Source organism: Rathayibacter tritici, from assembly GCF_001641005.1.
In the GTDB taxonomy this organism is placed as follows: domain Bacteria; phylum Actinomycetota; class Actinomycetes; order Actinomycetales; family Microbacteriaceae; genus Rathayibacter; species Rathayibacter tritici.
This window is the reverse complement of the sequence record NZ_CP015515.1, coordinates 354,525-372,245: the sequence shown is the minus strand read 5'-3', so window position 1 is coordinate 372,245 and position 17,721 is coordinate 354,525. Positions and strand designations below refer to the sequence as shown.

Sequence of the window (17,721 nt, the reverse complement as noted above, 5' to 3'; positions counted from 1 at the left end):
AGATGATCCGCTCCAGGGAAGAGCATGAGACAAGTTCCGGCAAAGGAACCTCTTTTTCCGGCTCCCACCGGGTTCAGCTGGACCGGCGACCCATCGGCGCCGACCGCAGCCGCGTTACCGCTCGCCGTTCACCTTCGCGAGAGCACGTCGCAACGCTCGCGCGTCCCGGAAGCCGGAAAGGCGGGCGATCTCCGCTGTGGTGAATCGACCGCCGTCTTCCCCGACCGCGGCATGAACGCGCGCTCGGCGCACCCGCTCGCCGGTGAGTGCGGCCTTTGCGGAGCTTCCGGTATGAGCGAAAACCTCCCGCAGCGTTCGCGAGGAGGCCCCCACGGCGTGCGCCAGCGACTCCACGGTGAAGTCGGGATCCGTCGCCCGCGCCGAAATGACCCGGAGGGCGGCTCGGTGCAGGCTGTCCGCATCCTCGGGAAGATCGGGCGCCGTGGCCTCGAGGGCGTGCAGAAGGAGCGCCGTCGAAAGATGCCGGAGCCCGAGAGCGAAGTCCGCGAAGCCGGCCTCGCCCTGGGTCAGCGAGGAATTGAAGGCGATGTTCGCGGTCGACGCGACAGCGTCACGATATCCTTTCGCCGGACGCGAGAAGACGACTCCCGGTTCGAGTTCGACCCGAGCCTGTGCGGGCAATCCGGCCAGGTCGAAGTCGATCTGGTATCGCGCGACCGGGCGTTCCGCCGAGAGGTGGAACGGCGCTGTCCCTCCTGGAAGAACGGCGACGTCACCCGGTCCGAGAATCCTCGGCAGGGCTCCCCACACGGGCGAGCGGAGAGTGCACTCACCCTCGATCTGGACGAGCAGCAGGGCCGCGGAAGAGCGGCGCGCGATGACATAGGCGCCCTCGGTATGCCGCATCCTGGCCATTCTGAAACCGTCGAACAGGATCTCGTCGGACACCAGCCGAAAGGCGGAGTCCAACTGCCCGAAAAGATCCCTCTCGGCGAGCCAGGCCCGGGAGTCTTCGCCGAGCAGGGAGAACGTGCGACGTGATGATCCGCTGGCCATAGATCCCCTTTGCGTCCGTGATCACCCGGATCGAGCCGGGGCCTCGCCGGGCGTCGGCGCGACGTCGAGTCATTCTCCGGGCGTCATCGGGCGAGCGGAGGAACATGGGCAAGTTCCGGCGGCGGCGACACCACTTTCGGCGGCCGCGGAGGGCCGATCGGTGCCGCTGACGAAGCTTCGGATGTCCATCCAGCACACCGACGGAAGTCAGAGCACATGACCAAGAATCGCTTCGAGAAGTACCGAGACGTCGACACAAGCCTGTCGGACTGGGCCCTCCCGGCCGCGGACGGCGTTCACCGTCGCACCCTCGTTCAGGGCGCCGCCTGGACCATCCCGGTCATCGCCGTGACCACCGCGACGCCCGCCGCGGCCGCGTCCAACTCGCCGACGCTGACGTTCACGAAGGCGTCGTACACCGGGGTGGGCTGCAGGTTCATCAAAGGCGCGCAAGTCAAGCGCACCACAGACGGAAGCACCGCGGATGCGGGGAAGAGCGTCACCATCACCCTCCGAGACGGGTACACCTTCACAGACGGCACAACGACGTATACGGCCACGACCGACAGCAATGGACTGATCACACTGCCCGACATCAAGGTCCCGAGAGACGGCGGGAAGTCGAGCTTCGGAGCTGTCAGCGGTGACCTGTCGACGAGCGCTCCGGTAACCGGCGCGAAATCGGAGGCGGCCTTCTCGGTACGGCACGACCAGAGCCCGGTCGAGTACGCCGACGTCCCGAACGGCTCAAAGCCGGTCGGTGGTCGGTATTACCTCACCAGTGACGGCAAGCTCTACTTCGGGAACACTCTCAAGGCCTCGAACGTCACGACAGCCGTCGGCCAATACAACCGGTGGAGCACTGAGGTGCCCCATTCTTTCTGGACCACCGCGGAATTGGTAGGATTACCGCGATGACCGAAAGGAAGGCCCGGGATGTCCAGTTCCCGTGGGAAGTATTCTCCGGAGTTCCGCGCGGAGGCAGTGCGCGAGGTGATTGATAGGTCGCGATCCGTCGCGGACGTCGCTCGAGAGCTCGGACTGGTTCCGCAGACCCTCACTAATTGGGTGGCGGCGCATCGCCGAAGCAGTGCCGGCGGCGAAGAAGAACTGACCGTTCAGGACAGGGCGCGAATAAAGGAACTCGAACGGCGGGTCCGCGAACTCGAAGAGGAAAACCTGTTTTTGGGAAAAGCATCCGCGTTCTTCGCGAAGAAATTCCGCTAGCCGCCAAGCTCGAACTCATTCGCCGCGAAGAACGCGACCCCAGCCGCACGCTATCAATCCGCGGACTGTGCCAGGCGGTCGGCGTCAATCGATCTAGCTATGACGAATGGCGCGATCGCAAGACCTCCGCAACCGCTGAATGGCGTATAGGTATCACCGAACTCATCCGAACAGCCTTTCAGGCCTCCGATGGCACCTACGGCTACCGCCGCATCACCGCGCAGCTGGCGCGGTGGGGCCGTCCAGTCGCCCACGAGACCGTCCGCCGGCTCATGCGCGCAGCAGGACTGGAACCCTGCCAGCCCAAGCCCTGGCGGCCGGTGACCACGACCCCAGGCGATCCGACTGACATCCCCGACCTCGTCAAGCGGGACTTCACCGCAAACCGACCCGGCTGCAAATGGGTCGGTGATATCACCTATATCCGCACCTGGGAAGGATGGGTCTACCTCGCGACCGTCCTCGACTGCTATTCAAAGAAGGTCGTCGGGTACGCCCTCGCCGACCACATGCGTACCGAACTCGTCAGCGAAGCTCTCGAAATGGCGGCAAGGAACCAGCCGAACCGGGCCGCGAAAACGATCTTCCACAGCGACCGCGGCTCCGTTTACACCTCCGCCGACTTCGGGAAACTCGCGAAGAAGCTCGACATCAGACAATCGATGGGCCGGACGGGAGTCTGCTGGGACAACGCGTGGGCCGAATCATTCAACGGAACACTGAAGAACGAGCGCTGCAATCGCACTCAATATCCGACAAGAGAGAAAGCGATCCGCGACGTGACACGGTACATCGAACTGCGTTACAATCAACAACGACTTCACTCGGGGCTTGGCTATCGGACCCCGAAGGAAGCCGAGCAGGCATGGATCACCGAGAACCTCGCCGCGTAGACAACTATTCAACTGGTCCAGGAAACGTTGGGCAGCTCACACCGACGGCAGCGTCGACTTCTACGCCACCTACGTCACCAAGGACGGAGTCGCTCACACCATCCGCCACGACCAGGACGCCGCGAGCTACACCGACGTCCCGAAAAACTCCACCCCGGTGGGCGGACGATACTTCCTCACCGACGACGGCAAGCTCTACTTCGGGAATACCCTCAAGGCCTCCGACGTCACGACGGCCGTCGGCCAGTACAACCGGTGGACCACCGACGGCAGCGTCGACTTCTACGCCACCTACGTCTCGACCGATGGCACTGCCCACACCGTGCGCCACGACCAGGACAGCGCATCCTATGCGAACGTCGCATCCGACTCGACCCCGGTCGGTGGCGGCTACTTCCTCACGAGCGGCGGCGATCTCTACGCTCGCGACACCCTCAAAGCCTCGAACGTGAAGGCAGCGGTCGGCGAGTACAACCGGTGGACAACCGACGGCAGCGTCGACTTCTACGCCACCTACGTCGGCGCGGCCTGCTGACCGACGTCACGGTAGAGGGACGCTCTCTGCCCTTGCCATGATCGGGTAGAGACGTACCCGGGCAGAGACGTACCGGATCCGGAACCGCCGGATCCGGTACGCCTACGCGATGCGGATCAGCTTCTTGTTGACGAACTCCTCCAGGGCCGGGCGGCCCATCTCGCGGCCGGTGCCGGAGCGCTTGACGCCGCCGAAGGGCAGCTCCGCGGCGTCGCCGAGAACGAGGTTGACCCAGACCATGCCCGCGTCGATCCGGTCGGCCAGGCGCAGCGCCTGCTCCTGGTCGGTCGTATACAGGTAGGAGCCGAGGCCGTAGGGGGTGTCGTTCGCGAGGTCTATCGCCTCGTCCTCGTCGCGGACGCGGTAGAGCGCGGCGACGGGACCGAAGAACTCCTCGCGGTAAGCGTCCATCTCGGGGGTGACCCCCTCGAGCACGGCCGGGGGGAAGAAGTTGCCGGTCACCTCGCCGCTCGCGCGCACGGTGGCCCCCTGCTCGCGCGCGGCGGCGAGCTGCGCCTCGAGGCGCTCGGTCGCGGCGGAGGAGGAGAGCGGGCCGAGCAGGGTGCCGTCCGCGAACGGGTCGGCCGGCTGGGCGCGGGTGAACGCCTCGGTGAATTTCTCGGCGAACGCGTCGTACAGCTCGTCGATCACGATGAAGCGCTTGGCGGCATTACAGGACTGGCCATTGTTGTCCAGGCGCGCGGCGACCGCGTCCTCGACCGCCTTGTCGAGGTCGTCGGTCGAGAGGAGCACGAACGGGTCGGAGCCGCCGAGCTCGAGCACGACCTTCTTGAGGTGTCGGCCCGCGAGCTCCGCCACGGCGGCACCGGCCCGCTCCGAACCGGTGACCGACACGCCCTGCACGCGCGGGTCGGCGATCACGGTCGCAGCCTGCTCGTTCGAGGCGTACAGGTTCAGATACACGCCGGCGGGAGCGCCCAGCTCCTCGGCCGCGGTGCGGAAGATGTCGGCGATGGCGGCGGCCGACTCCGGGCACTGCGGCGCGTGCTTGAGCAGGATCGTGTTGCCCGCGACCACGTTCGGACCGGCGAAACGGGCCACCTGGTAGTAGGGGAAGTTCCACGGCATGATGCCCAGCAGCACGCCCAGGCCGGCGCGACGGATCAGCGCGGAGCCGGTGCCCTCGGCCAGCTCGATCGGCTCGTCGGCGAGGAAGGCCTCGCCGTGCTCGGCGTAGTAGCGGTAGATGTCGGCGGCGAATCCGACCTCGCTCTGCGCCTGATCGAGCGGCTTGCCCATCTCGCGGACGATGATCGCCGCGAGCTCGTCGGCGCGCTCGGTGTGCCGCTCGGCCACTCGGGCGATCAGCGCCGCGCGGGTCGCCACGGGCACGGTCCGCGACCAGGAGGAGTAGGCGCCGTGCGCCGAGGCGATCGCCGTAGTCAGCTCGGCGTCGCCGATGGTCGCGTACTCGCGGAGGGTCTCGCCGGAGGCCGGATCGATGACGGCGTAATGGGTGCTCATGCGACCAGTGCTCCTTCGCGATGGGGGGGCCGGTGCGGTCGCGCCGTCCTCGTCGATGATCTCCTGCGCCAGGCGCCTGCCGACGCGGATCGCGCCGTCGACGTGCTGATAGCCCTCGGCGGCGAGGTCACTCGTGCCGAAGCGGAGGGGTCCCACCGGCTCCAGCTGCAGCGCGCCGTAGCGGGTCAGCCCGCCCAGGTCGAAGCTCGCGGCGTAGGCGCCCTGCGTCCACTCCTCGGACGCCCAGTCGCTCTCGTAGTAGACGAGCGGATCCAGCGCGGCCGGCCCGAAGTACGCGGCGAGCGCGTCGAGGATCGCCGTCTTGCGCTCCGGTGCATCGAGGCTCAACACGCGGTCGGCCTTCTCATCCGAGACGAAGCCGACCAGGGTGCCGCGCTCCTCCCCGTGGTTGGAGTTGTCGTAGGCCTCGTGCACGAGCGAGTGCGGGCTGAACGCGGTGCCGGAGAGTCCGTCGGCCCGCCAGAAGGGAGTCGCGTAGGTGGCGTGCACCTTGATCACGAGGCCGAGCGACTGGTGCTGCAGAGCCTGCTGGCGCAGGCGCGGTAGCGAGGGGTCGAACGACATGCGGCCGACGAGGTTCGGCGGTACGGCGATGATCGCTCGGCGGGCGCGGAGGGTAACGCCGTCGGCGCGGACGTCGACCCCGTCGTCGCCGTAGTGCACGGAGCGGACCGGGTGACCGAGCAGGACGCGCTCGGCGCCGAGGCGCTCTGCGAGCCGCTCCGGGACCTGCTGGAGGCCGCCGATCACGCGCTTGTCAAGGATGAAGTCGGCGTCGACCAGGTTGCTGAAGCTCCCCGCGCTCGCCGCCATCAGCAGCGCCTGGAGGAGGGAGAAGGCGTGCGCGGGCTTGGTGAGCATTGCGTCGGCGAGGAAGAGGGCGATGTTCGCCCGCGCCTCCTCGTCGTCGCTCTGCTGCTCCAGCCACGCGGCGAAGGTGATGCGGTCGTAGTCGCGGGCGCGCGGGTGCGCCCACGGCGCGGCGGGGTCCGTCTCGGCGACGAGGCGGTCGAGGACCTCGATCAGCCGGGAGATCTCGGACTCGGTGCGCTCGCTCCCGGGGAAGATGTCCCCGGTGAAGCGGCGGGCGGAGCCGTCCGCGCCGACGTAGACGCTCTCGCCCTCGCGGTAGCGGGAGTAGGTGCCCAGGCCGAGTTCATCGAGGGTCTCGATCAGCGCCGTCTGATCCGGCGAGACCCACTGGCCGCCGAGTTCGAGAAGCTGCCCCTCGATGACGCGGGTCTCGAGCCGGCCGCCCACGCGCTCGCGCGCCTCGACGACGACCACGTCATAGCCCTGCTGGTGCAGCCGGAGGGCCGCGGTGAGTCCGGTGGCGCCGGCTCCGATCACGACGACGTCGTGCTCGCTGGAGGACATGACTTCTCTTTTCGTCGGTGATCGCAGGAACGGACGCGCGATTGCGAACGATTCTGACACAGGAGCGGAGGAAAACGGCAGCGCTGCCGCACTACATAGACATGCTATGTTATTACGCCGCCGCCCCGCGCACCCCCGCCGCACCCCGCTCCGCCCCTCGAGAAAGGCCCCACCCCGTGACCCCCTCCCTCCACTCGCCCGCGCAGGGCTCGATCCTGAAGCAGCCGCTGGCCGTCTGGGCCGTCGCCTTCGCCGCAGTGATCGCGTTCATGGGCATCGGCCTGGTCGACCCGATCCTCCCGGCCATCGCCGAGAGCCTGCGAGCGACTCCGACCGAGACGTCGCTGCTGTTCACGAGCTACCTCGTGATCACCGGCGTCGTGATGTTCTTCACCAGCTGGCTGTCCAGCCGCATCGGCGCCAAGAAGACGCTGATGATCGGGCTGGTGCTGATCGTGGTGTTCGCGGCGCTCGCCGGTACCGCAGGCAGCGTCGAGGGCGTCATCGGCTTCCGCGCCGGCTGGGGCTTCGGGAACGCGCTGTTCATCTCGACCGCGCTCTCGACCATCGTCGGCGCGGCCAGCGGAGGCTCCTCCGCGGCGATCGTGCTCTACGAGGCCGCACTGGGCATCGGCATCGCCATCGGCCCGTTGCTCGGCGGGCTCCTCGGCAGCGTCTCGTGGCGCGGCCCGTTCTTCGGCACCGCCGTGCTGATGGCCGTCGGCGTCATCGCCATCGCGACGCTGCTGCGCGAGGACGGCCCGACGCCCGCTCCGACTCCGCTCTCGGCGCCATTCGCGGCCCTCAGGGACCCGGCCATCCGCACCCTGGCGGGCGCCGCCCTGTTCTACAACATCGGCTTCTTCGTGCTGCTCGCCTACACGCCCTACCCGCTCGGGCTGGACGAGATGGGCCTGGGTTTCACGTTCTTCGGCTGGGGCCTGGGCGTCGCGGTCACGTCCGTGTTCGTCGCTCCGCTGCTCACGCGGCGCCTCCCGCGCGCCGTGGTGCTGCGCTCGGTGCTGCTGCTGCTCGCGCTCGACCTGGTCGCGGGCGGGCTGGTGATCTCGTCGCGGGTCGGCCTGATCGCCTGCATCATCGTCGGCGGGCTGCTGCTGGGCGTCGTCAACACGGTGCTCACCGAGTGCGTGATGGAGGCGACGGAGCTGCCTCGCTCCGTCGCGTCCTCCGCCTACTCCGGTGTCCGCTTCCTCGGCGGCGCGATCGCCCCGCCGGCCGCCTCCGCCCTGGCCGCCGCGATCTCGCCGGCCTTCCCGATGTACGCCGCGGCTGGAGCGGTGGCCGTCGCCGCGCTGATCGTGCTGCTCGGCCGCCGCACCCTGGCCCGCGCCGACGCGCACGAGCCCGAGCCCGAACTCGTCGAAGCCCAGGCCATCACCTTCGGCGAGTGAGGCCGCGGCACAACGTCAGCTGAGAAGCCCTGTCATCCACGATGGTGGATGAGGAGGCCTCTCAGCTGACGTTGTGTTGGAGCACGTGGGAGCGGCGGCGAGGAGCCGCGGATGAACCAGGTGCGAGCGCCCGCGCGTCGCTCATCGGAGGGCGTGCTTGATGTTGGTGCGGGCCAGTGCGACGGCCTCGCCGGCTCCTGCGTTCATGACGATCTTCGACACGGCCAGAGCGAAGCCCTTCACCTGTGCGCCCGTGATCATGGGCGGCAGCGAGAGGGCGAGCGGATCCGTCACCACGTCGACGAGGACCGGGCCGCCGTCGGCGAGCGCCGAACGCAGCGCCTCCTCGACGTCACGCGGGTCCTCGACGCGGATCCCGCGGATCCCGATCGCCTCCGCCACCTTCGCGTAGTCGACCATCGGCACGTCGACGGCGAAGTCCGGGAAGCCGTCGACCAGCATCTCGACCTTCACCAGCCCGAGGGTGGAGTTGTTGAACACCACGATGGTCACGGGCAACCGGTAGGCCGCGACGGTGACCAGCTCGCCCATCAGCATCGAGAGCCCGCCGTCGCCGCTCAGCGAGACGACCTGGCGCCCCGGGTGCGAGAGCTGCGCGCCGACCGCCTGCGGGAGTGCGTTCGCCATCGACCCGTGCGTGTAGGAGCCGAGCAGGCGCCGCTTCCCGTTGGGGGTGATGTAGCGGGCCTGCCAGACATTCCCCATGCCGGTGTCGGCGGTGACGATCGCGTCCTCGGCGAGCAGGTCGTCGAGGGTGGCGGCGACGAACTCGGGGTGGATCGGGCTGCGCGTACCGACCTCGGTGTATTTCCCGACGACCCCGGTGACCAGCTTCTCGTGCTTCTTCAGCGTCTTGTCGAGGAAGCGGTGGTCCTTCCGCGTCACGAGCGGGGTGAGCGCGGTGAGCGTCGCAGCCACGTCGCCGTGCACGGGGTGCGCGACGCTGACCCGGCGCCCGAGCTTCGAGGCGTCGCTGTCGACCTGGGCGATCACGACCTTCGTGGCGTCGGGGAGGAACTGCTCGTAGGGGAAGTCGGTGCCGAGCAGGAGGAGCAGCTCGGCGTCGTGGATGCCGGCGTGCGCGGCTCCGTAGCCGAGCAGGCCCGTCATGCCGACGTCGTAGGGGTTGTCGTACTGGATCCACTCCTTCCCGCGGAGGCTGTGCCCGAGGGGCGCGCCGACCAGCTCGGCGAAGGCGACGACCTCGTCGTGCGCGTTCTGCACTCCGGCGCCGGCGAAGATCGCGACCGTCTTCGCCTCATCGATCGCGGCGGCGAGCGCCTGGACGTCGGCGGCGGCGGGGACCAGGACGGGCGCGGACGGCAGGACGAACGCGGGGAAGCCGTCCACCGCCTCCAGCTCGGCGATGTCGCCGGGGAGGGTGATCACGGCGACTCCGTGCAGGGCCACCGCGCTGCGCATCGCGGCGTTCACCACGCGCGGAGCCTGGGCGGCGGTCGAGATCAGCTCGCGGTAATTCGAGCACTCGACGAAGAGCCGGTCGGGGTGCGTCTCTTGGAAGTAGGAGGAACCGATCTCGTTGCTGGGGATGTGGCTCGCGATGGCGAGCACCGGGGCGCCGGAGCGGTGCGCGTCGAAGAGGCCGTTGATCAAGTGCAGGTTGCCGGGACCGCAGCTGCCCGCGCAGACGGCGAGGCGGCCGGTGAGTTGCGCCTCCGCGCCCGCGGCGAAAGCGGCGGCCTCCTCGTTGCGCACGTGGATCCAGTCGATGCCTCCCTTCTTGGAGCCGCCGCTGCGGCGCACCGCGTCGACGATCGGATTCAGCGAGTCGCCGACGATCCCGTAGATGCGGGAGACGCCGGCGTCGATGAGCTGGGCGATGAGCTGGTCTGCGACCGTCTTCTGTGCCATGACTCCATTCGACCTGATCCGGAGGCAGACCCGCCACTCCCCCCGCGCAGGCTCAGCCCCCGCGAAGGCTCAGCCCCCGCGCAAGCTCAGCCCCCGTCGCGCGCGGGGAACAGGCGCAGCAGCAGTCCGGAGCCGATCCAGACGGCAGCGATCCCGGCGACGAGCCAGGACGCTCCGAGCCCGGAGGCGGCTCCCGCCAGCACGGCGCCGACGGCTGCCGCGGCCGAGCGCAGGCCCGCACCGATCGTGAACACCTGCGAGCGGACCGCGGCGGGGCTCTCCTGGTCGCGCAGCAGCAGCATGGCAGCGGTCGCGGGGGCCGTGAACACTCCCGCCACGGCGAAGGCGACGACGGTGACGACGATGCCCAGGTCGGGCACCGCCACCAGCAGGACGGCGCCGGTCGCGACGTAGGCCGCGCCCATCGTCCAGGCCGGCGACCGGTGAGTCCAGCGGCGGACCGCCACCGCGAGTGCGCCGAGCAGGCCGCCGACGGCGAAGGCGGTCAGGATCCACGCGGCTGCGGCGGTGCTACCCCACCGCTGCACGGAGAGGCTGATCGCGGCGACCCCCGCGGCTCCGCCCGCCACCTGACTGAGGGTGCCGGCCGAGGTGACCACCGCGAGCGGCCGGTGCCGCACGAGGTGGGTGATGCCCGCCACGACGGTCTGCAGCACGCCGACCGTGGGTGTCGGACGCGCCTGCATCGCCAGGCTGAGCGAGCCGACGGCGCCGATCAGCGCGAGCACCGCCATCGCCAGCATGGCCGTCCGCGCCCCGCCGACCACGAGCGCGAGGCCGACGAGGGCGGGTCCGGCGATCGAGGCGACCGTGTACGAGAGCGAGTCCTGCGCGTAGGCGCGGCCCGGCTCCGGGATCGCACTGGTGACGAAGCTCGACATGCCGCCCATGTAGACGGGCGTCGCCAGCCCCGCCATCAGGAGCAGCGCAACGATCAGCGGAGTCGGCACCTCGCCGAGGAAGGCGGCGACCGCGAAGGCGACGGCGGTCGTGAAGGCGGCGCCGACCAGGAGCCGACGGGGGCGGCGGACCCGGTCGAGCACGGTGCCGACCAGCGGGGCGGCGATCACGGCGGGGAAGAGCGCCGCCCCGGTCAGCGCGCCGCCGAGTGCGACGTCGTCGAGGCGTTCGACTGCGAGGACAGGCAGCGCGACGATCATGCCGGCGCCCGCTAGGCGGAGGGGGATCGACGCGGCCTGATAGCTGACCGCGCTCACGCGGCACCGGAAATTGTCATCACCTCCGATGCTGCCACGGACAAACGGGGGCAGGCGCGGCCCTCAGGCGCGCCGTCCGCGCAGGGCGAGCTGCACCGCCGCGAGCAGGAGCAGCGCCGCGAAGAGGATCCCGGAGACGCGCGCCGGCAGGAGGAAGGAGAGGGAGACTCCGACGAAGGAGAACGCGGTCGCGGTCAGCCCTACCACCAGGCCCGCGCGCACGTCGAGCAGTCCGCGGCGGGCGTTCGCGATCGAACCGGTGACCGCTGTGGGGATCATCGCGGCGAGCGAGGTGCCCTTGGCCAGCAGGTCCGCGAGCCCGAAGGCGCCGACCAGGACCGGCACGGCGATCGCTCCGCCGCCGATACCGAAGAGTCCGGAGGCGACCCCCATCCCGGCACCGAGCGCCGCGAATCCCGGCCACACCCCCCAGCCCTCGGCGACGTCGCCGGTGTCGTTCGAACCGAAGACGGCCATCCGGACCGCTGCCGCCACCAGGAGCCCCACGAACAGCCAGCGCAGCACCCCCAGCGGCAGTCGCGCGAGCAACCAGGAGCCGGCGAGGGCTCCCAGCATCGCGGCGGCCGCGATCACCGCGGCGGGAGCCCAGGCGACCTGCCCGGCGAGCGCATAGCCGAACGCACCGGCGACCGAGGTCGGGGCGATCGCGAGCAGCGAGGTGGCGGAGGCGCGGCGCTGGTCCATCCCGGCCCACGCGATCAACATCGGCACCATCACGATCCCGCCGCCGACGCCGAAGGCGCCCGAGAGGGTCCCGCCGACGGCGCCGATCAGCGCCAGGACGAGGAGGGCCCGCGGGCGCACGCGAACGGTCGGCTGCTGGGCGGTCGCGTCGGTCACGGGTCCATGCCACCACAGTGCCGCGCCGAGGGCGAATCGCTCACCGTTCAGCGTGGACCGACCGGCTCTCTGACAGTTGCCTGGGCACAGCGTCTCGGACCGTGACATTCGCCGCGTCCGGTGCGTCTCACCTTCGAACATCGCCCGACCGACCGATCGGGCACCGAGTGAACCACTGAGCGAAAGAGGAGATCATGGCCGAGACCCCCGCGACCACCACCAGCAACAGCAGCACCGGACCCGGACGCACCGTGATCGAGGACGGCGTCATCGCCAAGGTCGCCGGCATCGCCGCCCGCGAGGTCCCCGGTGTGCACGCCCTCGGTGGAGGAGCGGCCCGGGCGATCGGCGCGATCCGCAACGCGATCGGAAACGACGATCGCAGCCAGGGTGTCAAGGTCGAGGTGGGCGAGCGCCAGGTCGCCGCCGACATCACCATCGTCGCCGAGTACCCGGCGCCCCTGCAGAAGGTCGCCGAGGACGTCCGCTCGGCCGTCGCCGACGCCATCCAGCACATCGCCGGTATGGAGGTCGCCGAGATCAATGTGACCGTCCAGGACGTGCACATCCCCGAGGACGACAGCCGGGAGTCCGACCCGCGCGTCGTCTGACCCGTCCCCCACCGACGCCCCGGGCCGAACGGCACCGGGGCGTCGGCATGCCCCCACCCGGAGAAATCCTGCATTCGCCCCGACGCGGTCTCGAGCAGGGCGGCGCGCTGCTCCCCGGTAGCGACGAGAGCGACGGCCTGGGTGGGTTGAACGCGCGTCTGCGTGGGACGATCGGCTGACCGTGGCGTGCTCTGTAGCCGTCGTACTGAATGCCGTAGGCGTCGTTCAAGGTCCTGAAGCCGTCGTACTGAATGCCGTAGGCGTCGTTCGGGGTCCTGAAGCCGTCGTTCTGAATGCTGTAGGCGTCGTTCAGGGTCCTGTAGCCGTCTTCCAAGGTCCTGTCGACCCGGGAGACGAATTCCCCTGGTGTCGGGTAACGTCCGATCCGGTCCCGCCTTCTGCCGGGGTCTCTGAACCCCGAGAGAAGGAGGAGGTCCGATCGTGGACGGTGACCACTTCGTGCTCTCCACTGCGACCCCCTGGGACGACCGCACCGAGATCATGGGCGTCTACGCCTCGGAATCATGGGCCCGCGAGGCCGCAACCACGTGGCTCCGCTCCCCCGACCGTGAGGCGTTTCCCCGCTGCGTGATCGAGGGGTGGAGCGGCGCCCACCTGCTCGGCCGCGAGGTCGTGGAGGGACTGGGCCTGGGCCTGGGCCTGGGCCTGGACGATGCGGACAGCGACGAATCGCTCCGTGGACCCGGCACGATCTGACGGGCAGCGCGCAGGACGCCCGTGCTCAGGAACCTCCTGCTGAGCCACCCCAGTGCAAGGGACGCTCGACATGCGCGGGCAGTGTTGTGGCCGCGTTTCCGGGGGCGCTGGTCACCTGCGCCCGGCGTCGAGGAGGAGCGCGCCGCGCAGATCGCCGAGGTCCTCGCGGCGGCCGAGATCGACCCGGGTTCGTGACGTCATCGCTCGAGCCTCCGCGCGGCCGCAGTACGCGCTCAGTGCGCAAGGGCCAGGACACCCACGACCAGCGCGCCGAGCCCCGCAATGCCGAGCAGTGAGACGAGGCTCTGCCGCCAGGAGAGTCCCGCGCGGACGACGGCGATCACGACGATCGCCGCCAGAGTCGCGACATAGACGCCCGCGCCGATGCGCAGGGCGAGCGTGGCGTCGATCCAGCCCAGGGCCGCCGCCCCGAGCGCGAGGACCGGCAGCGAAGCGGACGCGAGCGCTCCGCCGGCGATCCGGAGCATGGTGCGCGCCTCGGCGCCGGAGGGAGTCGCCGCGTGCACGACCTGGTGTGCGATCACTTCGGCGACGAAGCCGGCGGCCGAGATCCCGACGATCGAGACCACCAGGCTCTGCAGGGCGTGCACTGCGTCCGGGTGGTCGCCGACGAGGTAGATCATCACCACGGCCAGTCCGGTGAAGGTCGCGTAGACCCGCTCCTTGAGGGCGCGGGCGATCTCGTCGAGGGGGCGGCGGGTGCGTTCGGCCCAGCGGCCGGCTCGGCCCGGGCGCAGGCGCACCGGCGTCATCCGGCCGGCGGGTGCGGTGCGGCTCCCGGCCGATCCGTCAGCGGCCGATCCGTCAGTAGGAGGCGGAGTCGACACGAGCCGCGGAGGAGTCGCCCGAGAGCCGCGCGGCGAGGTCGCCGAGGATGGTCGCGGAGCCGCTGGTGCCGAAGCGGGTGACGCCCAGCTCGCGGTAGGCGAGGAGAGTGTCGAGGTCGCGGACGCCGCCGGACGCCTTCACCTGGACGGCCTCGGAGACGGCGCCGCGCATCAGGCGCAGGTCGTGCTCGGTGGCGCCGCCGCCGGCGAACCCCGTGGCCGTCTTGACGAAGTCGGCTCCGGCGCGCTCGGCGGCGCGGCTGCCCTCGACGATCTGCTCGTCGTCGAGGACGCTCGTCTCGAGGATGACCTTGACGATGCGACCCTCTGCGGCGTCGACGACCGCACGGATGTCGTCCTCGACGTCCTGGAGCAGGCCGCTGCGCAGGCGGCCGATGTTGACGACCATGTCGAGCTCGACCGCGCCGTCGGCGAGGGCCTGTCGCGATTCGGCGACCTTCGCCGCGGTGGAGGTGGTGCCGTGGGGGAAGCCGATGACCGTGCCGACCAGGACCGCGGAGCCGTCGAGCCGGGCGACGGCGTGGTCGATGTCGGAGGGGCGGACGCAGACGCTGAAGACACCGGATGCTCGCGCTTCGTCGAGCTGGGCGTCGACGTCGGCTCGGGTGAGCTCGGGCTTCAGGATCGCGTGGTCGATGAGAGCCGCGATCTCGGCGAGGGCGGGCAGGGTGGAGTCGGTCATTCGGTTATTTTACGGCCGGAGGAACGACGAAGGCCCGCGATCCATTGGATCGCGGGCCCACGGCGAGCGCGCTACTACCAGCTCGACTTGGTGATGCCGGGCAGCTCGCCGCGGTGCGCCATGTCGCGGAAGCGGACACGCGAGATGCCGAACTTCGTGAGGTTGCCGCGGGGGCGTCCGTCGACGGCGTCACGCGAGCGGACGCGGACGGGCGAGGCGTTGCGGGGCAGCTTCTGGAGGCCGACGCGGGCGGCCTCGCGGGACTCGTCGGTCCCGGCCGGGTCGACGAGGGCCTTCTTCAGCTCGAGGCGCTTGGCGGCGTAGCGGTCAACGACCACCTTGCGCTGCTCGTTGCGGGCGATTTTGCTCTTCTTAGCCATATTTAGCGCTCCTCGCGGAAGTCGACGTGCTTGCGCACTACGGGGTCGTACTTCTTGAGCACGAGACGGTCGGGGTCGTTGCGGCGGTTCTTCTTGGTCACGTAGGTGTAACCGGTGCCGGCCGTCGAACGGAGCTTGATGATGGGACGGACGTCCTGCTGCTTTGCCATTAGATCTTCACCCCACGAGCGAGAATGTCCTTGATGACGGACTCGATGCCACGGGCGTCGATGACCTTGATGCCCTTGGCCGAGAGGGTCAGGGTGACGTTACGGCGAAGCGACGGCACGTAGTACGTCTTCTTCTGCACATTCGGGTCGAAGCGGCGCTTGGTGCGCCGGTGCGAGTGCGAGATGGCGTGCCCGAAGCCGGGGACGGCTCCGGTCACCTGGCAGACTGCTGCCATGATTTCCTCCATGTGTGGTTACCGTGGATCACGCGGGACACATGGCCTCGCCCGACCCACCCAAGGTCACTTGTCGGCGCACCGCCCGGCCGTTCGGTAGGAGCCGGAGCCCCCGCCCGGCGGGCAGCACGCAAGCGCGTGCAGATGCACGCAACCTCGCTAGCTTAGGCGGGCCCGGGCGACTGCCGCAACACGCGCGGGGCGCCTGCTGCGCCGGAGATCCCGCCACCGTTTTGCCCGGCGACCTTCCCCCCGGCTACGGTCGCCGCGATGCTCCGGGACCGGGGCTCGAAAGGGAGGCTTGTGGAGCGGTTGAGGCGGCGCGCGCTGCTGCTGGGGATCGCCTCTTCGGCGGTGGCGCTGACCGGATGCACGCCTACGGAACCGGCGCCCGCGGACGTGCAACAGCCCGTCACTCCGGCTCTCCCGCGCCCCGCGCCGAGCGGAACCGCCGCGCCGGTGCCGGTGCGGGTGAAGGCGCCGCTGCCCTCGGGCACGATCTCGGAGCTGCCGGGGGACGGGAAGCTGCTCGCGTGGACCGTCGACGACGGCGCCGACTCCGGTGTGGTGGCCGCGTACGCGCAGTTCGCGAGGGACACCGGGACGCGCCTGACCTTCTTCCTCAACGGGCAGTACGACTCGTGGACAGTGAACGCGTCGGCGCTCGGTCCACTGGTCGCCTCGGGGCAGGTGCAGCTGGCGAACCACACCTGGTCGCACGCCGACCTCACGGACCTCTCGACCGCTGGGGTGCAGGAGGAACTGGGGCGTAACGGCGACTTCATCCGCTCGACCTACGGCGTGGAGGCGGCGCCGTTCTACCGGCCGCCGTTCGGCTACACCGACGAGCGGACCCGCGCGGCGGCGGCGGCGATCGGCTACCGGGCGACGGTGCTCTGGTACGGCTCGCTCTCGGACTCGGGGCGGATCACTCCGGAGCAGGTGGTCGGCTTCGCGGATCAATGGTTCCTGCCGCAGCACATCGTGATCGGGCATGCGAACTTCGACCCGGTGACGCAGGTCTACGCGCGGCTCGTCGACATCCTCCACGAGCGCTCGCTGGAGACGGTCACCCTCTGCGACGTCTTCGCGGTCTGAGCGCCGGTAGCAGTCAGCGGAGGCAGTCAGCGGAGGCAGGCGCGGGCGGCCTCGGAGACGGCGGCGGCGAGCGCGCGCAGCCGGGAGAGGTCGAGGTCGTCGGTCAGCACCAGTTCTGCTGACGGTCTGAAGGAGCGTGAGCTGGTCTACAGGCGAGGACGCCTCTAGCGTCGACACGTGTCTCCGCTGCCCGCCGTACCGCTGCCCGCCGTACCGCTGCTCGCCGCCCTGTCGGGCCTCGGCTTCGGTCTCTCGCTCATCGTGGCCATCGGCGCCCAGAACGCCTTCGTGCTCCGCCAGGGCCTCCGCCGCGAGCACGTGCCTGCCGTCGTGGCGATCTGCGCACTCTGCGATGCCGCTCTGATCGTGCTGGGGATCGCGGGGATCGGCGCGGTCCTGCAATCGGCGCCGTGGCTGCTGGTGGTGATCCGCTGGGGCGGCATCGTCTTCCTTCTGGTCTACGCGGCGCTCGCCGCCCGGCGTGCTCTGCGCCCGGGGACGCTCGACGGCGATCCGGCCGGCGCATCCACCTCGCTCCGCACGGCGATCGGCACGTGTCTGGCGCTCACGCTGCTCAACCCGCACGTGTACCTCGACACGGTCGTCCTGCTGGGCTCTGTTGCGAACACGCACGGCGAGGAGCGCTGGTGGTTCGGAGCGGGCGCCGCGGCGGGGAGCGTGCTGTGGTTCACCGCCCTCGGGTTCGGCGCCCGGGCGCTGCGTCCGCTGTTCCGGAGCCGCGTCGCGTGGCGGGTGCTCGATGCGGCCGTAGCAGTCGTGATGGTGGCGCTCGCGGTGTCGCTGGCCCTGCACTGAGACGGCGGAGCACGGAGACGGCGGAGCCCGGAGACGGCGGAGCCCGGCGGGAGCGCGGCGGCTGCACGGGAGCGCCTCCGACGCAAGGGTCCGGGCGCGCGGGCGCGGTGTGTTGGGATGAGGACGGCCGCCACCCGCCGCCGCCCCCCTCCCGCTCCCCCTGCCGTGGCGCGGCCGATCCGA

At 70.0% G+C, this 17,721-nt stretch carries 18 protein-coding genes and 1 pseudogene; 8 read left to right on the top strand and 11 right to left on the bottom strand.

Translation table 11 applies throughout. The features are described from left to right. Positions 1 to 114 precede the first annotated feature (114 nt). Positions 115 to 1,017: a helix-turn-helix domain-containing protein gene (locus A6122_RS01640; RefSeq protein WP_068250824.1), complete on the bottom strand. Its 903-nt coding sequence runs from the start codon at positions 1,015 to 1,017 to the stop codon at positions 115 to 117. A gap of 216 nt (positions 1,018 to 1,233) precedes the next feature. Between A6122_RS01640 and A6122_RS01635 the strand changes: the two genes are divergently transcribed. The 3 genes from A6122_RS01635 to A6122_RS16290 all read left to right on the top strand — a co-directional run bounded on the left by A6122_RS01635 (position 1,234) and on the right by A6122_RS16290 (position 3,672). Further along, on the top strand, positions 1,234 to 1,935 hold the full coding sequence (locus A6122_RS01635) for a hypothetical protein (RefSeq protein ID WP_068250821.1): 702 nt from the start codon (positions 1,234 to 1,236) through the stop codon (positions 1,933 to 1,935). 18 nt (positions 1,936 to 1,953) lie between these two features. Beyond that, positions 1,954 to 3,137, top strand: a protein-coding gene (locus tag A6122_RS01630) for an IS3 family transposase (RefSeq protein WP_157593771.1) whose coding sequence is annotated in 2 segments (ribosomal slippage) — positions 1,954 to 2,206 and positions 2,206 to 3,137 — 1,185 coding nt in all. Because the reading frame shifts where the segments join, the coding sequence is not laid out codon by codon here. Beyond that, positions 3,076 to 3,672, top strand: a complete 597-nt coding sequence (locus A6122_RS16290) for a hypothetical protein (RefSeq protein WP_146085055.1) — start codon at positions 3,076 to 3,078, stop codon at positions 3,670 to 3,672. The genes A6122_RS01630 and A6122_RS16290 overlap by 62 nt, the downstream gene beginning before the upstream one ends. A gap of 102 nt (positions 3,673 to 3,774) precedes the next feature. Here the strand turns inward: A6122_RS16290 and A6122_RS01620 are convergent, their stop codons facing one another. Beyond that, entirely contained in the window at positions 3,775 to 5,157 is a 1,383-nt protein-coding gene (locus tag A6122_RS01620; protein WP_068256816.1) for an NAD-dependent succinate-semialdehyde dehydrogenase, read from the bottom strand. Between the two features lie 51 nt (positions 5,158 to 5,208). Continuing rightward, a pseudogene (locus A6122_RS01615) lies at positions 5,209 to 6,555 on the bottom strand (flavin monoamine oxidase family protein); the annotation flags it as partial. A 176-nt stretch (positions 6,556 to 6,731) separates the two neighbouring features. On the opposite strand from A6122_RS01615, the gene A6122_RS01610 reads away from it, so the two are divergent. Beyond that, on the top strand, positions 6,732 to 7,967 hold the full coding sequence (locus tag A6122_RS01610; protein ID WP_068250817.1) for an MFS transporter: 1,236 nt from the start codon (positions 6,732 to 6,734) through the stop codon (positions 7,965 to 7,967). 141 nt (positions 7,968 to 8,108) lie between these two features. Here the strand turns inward: A6122_RS01610 and A6122_RS01605 are convergent, their stop codons facing one another. From A6122_RS01605 to A6122_RS01595, 3 genes are all read right to left on the bottom strand, one after another. Next, on the bottom strand, positions 8,109 to 9,860 hold the full coding sequence (locus A6122_RS01605; protein WP_068250815.1) for a pyruvate dehydrogenase: 1,752 nt from the start codon (positions 9,858 to 9,860) through the stop codon (positions 8,109 to 8,111). A gap of 86 nt (positions 9,861 to 9,946) precedes the next feature. Continuing rightward, on the bottom strand, positions 9,947 to 11,098 hold the full coding sequence (locus A6122_RS16285; protein WP_068250812.1) for an MFS transporter: 1,152 nt from the start codon (positions 11,096 to 11,098) through the stop codon (positions 9,947 to 9,949). A gap of 63 nt (positions 11,099 to 11,161) precedes the next feature. Next, positions 11,162 to 11,959 carry a sulfite exporter TauE/SafE family protein gene (locus tag A6122_RS01595; RefSeq protein WP_068250809.1) on the bottom strand — a complete coding sequence of 266 codons (798 nt, stop codon included), beginning with the start codon at positions 11,957 to 11,959 and terminating at the stop codon, positions 11,162 to 11,164. A gap of 194 nt (positions 11,960 to 12,153) precedes the next feature. On the opposite strand from A6122_RS01595, the gene A6122_RS01590 reads away from it, so the two are divergent. Together A6122_RS01590 and A6122_RS01585 are read left to right on the top strand one after the other, a co-directional pair. Continuing rightward, complete coding sequence (locus A6122_RS01590; protein ID WP_068250806.1) at positions 12,154 to 12,570, top strand: Asp23/Gls24 family envelope stress response protein; 417 nt, start codon at positions 12,154 to 12,156, stop codon at positions 12,568 to 12,570. Positions 12,571 to 13,011: 441 nt separating this feature from the next. Next, complete coding sequence (locus A6122_RS01585) at positions 13,012 to 13,287, top strand: hypothetical protein (RefSeq protein WP_068250803.1); 276 nt, start codon at positions 13,012 to 13,014, stop codon at positions 13,285 to 13,287. Between the two features lie 233 nt (positions 13,288 to 13,520). On the opposite strand, the gene A6122_RS01580 is transcribed toward A6122_RS01585, so the two are convergent. The 5 genes from A6122_RS01580 to rpmB form a co-directional block, all read right to left on the bottom strand. Continuing rightward, the gene (locus A6122_RS01580) at positions 13,521 to 14,051 is read right to left on the bottom strand and encodes a hypothetical protein (RefSeq protein ID WP_146085054.1); all 531 of its coding nucleotides are present in this window, start codon (positions 14,049 to 14,051) and stop codon (positions 13,521 to 13,523) included. A 61-nt stretch (positions 14,052 to 14,112) separates the two neighbouring features. Next, positions 14,113 to 14,838: a deoxyribose-phosphate aldolase gene (gene deoC, locus A6122_RS01575; protein ID WP_181026372.1), complete on the bottom strand. Its 726-nt coding sequence runs from the start codon at positions 14,836 to 14,838 to the stop codon at positions 14,113 to 14,115. A 74-nt stretch (positions 14,839 to 14,912) separates the two neighbouring features. Continuing rightward, a complete protein-coding gene (gene rpsN, locus A6122_RS01570; RefSeq protein WP_068250798.1) occupies positions 14,913 to 15,218 on the bottom strand; it encodes a 30S ribosomal protein S14 in 306 nt (101 codons plus the stop codon). A gap of 2 nt (positions 15,219 to 15,220) precedes the next feature. Continuing rightward, positions 15,221 to 15,388, bottom strand: a complete 168-nt coding sequence (gene rpmG / locus A6122_RS01565; protein ID WP_027692168.1) for a 50S ribosomal protein L33 — start codon at positions 15,386 to 15,388, stop codon at positions 15,221 to 15,223. Next, positions 15,388 to 15,624 (bottom strand): 50S ribosomal protein L28, encoded by a 237-nt coding sequence (gene rpmB / locus A6122_RS01560; protein ID WP_068250795.1) that lies wholly within the window; start codon positions 15,622 to 15,624, stop codon positions 15,388 to 15,390. The genes rpmG and rpmB overlap by 1 nt, the downstream gene beginning before the upstream one ends. Before the next feature lie 303 nt (positions 15,625 to 15,927). On the opposite strand from rpmB, the gene A6122_RS01555 reads away from it, so the two are divergent. Together A6122_RS01555 and A6122_RS01550 are read left to right on the top strand one after the other, a co-directional pair. Beyond that, the gene (locus A6122_RS01555) at positions 15,928 to 16,722 is read left to right on the top strand and encodes a polysaccharide deacetylase family protein (RefSeq protein ID WP_167542331.1); all 795 of its coding nucleotides are present in this window, start codon (positions 15,928 to 15,930) and stop codon (positions 16,720 to 16,722) included. A 177-nt stretch (positions 16,723 to 16,899) separates the two neighbouring features. Beyond that, the gene (locus tag A6122_RS01550; RefSeq protein WP_237358217.1) at positions 16,900 to 17,538 is read left to right on the top strand and encodes a LysE/ArgO family amino acid transporter; all 639 of its coding nucleotides are present in this window, start codon (positions 16,900 to 16,902) and stop codon (positions 17,536 to 17,538) included. The last annotated feature ends 183 nt before the right edge of the window (positions 17,539 to 17,721 follow it).

Bases quoted from the DNA above. Each gene is read 5' to 3' on its own strand.
- A6122_RS01640 (WP_068250824.1), bottom strand. From the start codon at position 1,017: ATGGCCAGCGGATCATCACGTCGCACGTTCTCCCTGCTCGGCGAAGAC.
- A6122_RS01635 (WP_068250821.1), top strand. From the start codon at position 1,234: ATGACCAAGAATCGCTTCGAGAAGTACCGAGACGTCGACACAAGCCTG.
- A6122_RS01620 (WP_068256816.1), bottom strand. From the start codon at position 5,157: ATGAGCACCCATTACGCCGTCATCGATCCGGCCTCCGGCGAGACCCTC.
- A6122_RS01605 (WP_068250815.1), bottom strand. From the start codon at position 9,860: ATGGCACAGAAGACGGTCGCAGACCAGCTCATCGCCCAGCTCATCGAC.
- A6122_RS01590 (WP_068250806.1), top strand. From the start codon at position 12,154: ATGGCCGAGACCCCCGCGACCACCACCAGCAACAGCAGCACCGGACCC.
- deoC (WP_181026372.1), bottom strand. From the start codon at position 14,838: ATGACCGACTCCACCCTGCCCGCCCTCGCCGAGATCGCGGCTCTCATC.
- rpsN (WP_068250798.1), bottom strand. From the start codon at position 15,218: ATGGCTAAGAAGAGCAAAATCGCCCGCAACGAGCAGCGCAAGGTGGTC.
- rpmG (WP_027692168.1), bottom strand. From the start codon at position 15,388: ATGGCAAAGCAGCAGGACGTCCGTCCCATCATCAAGCTCCGTTCGACG.
- rpmB (WP_068250795.1), bottom strand. From the start codon at position 15,624: ATGGCAGCAGTCTGCCAGGTGACCGGAGCCGTCCCCGGCTTCGGGCAC.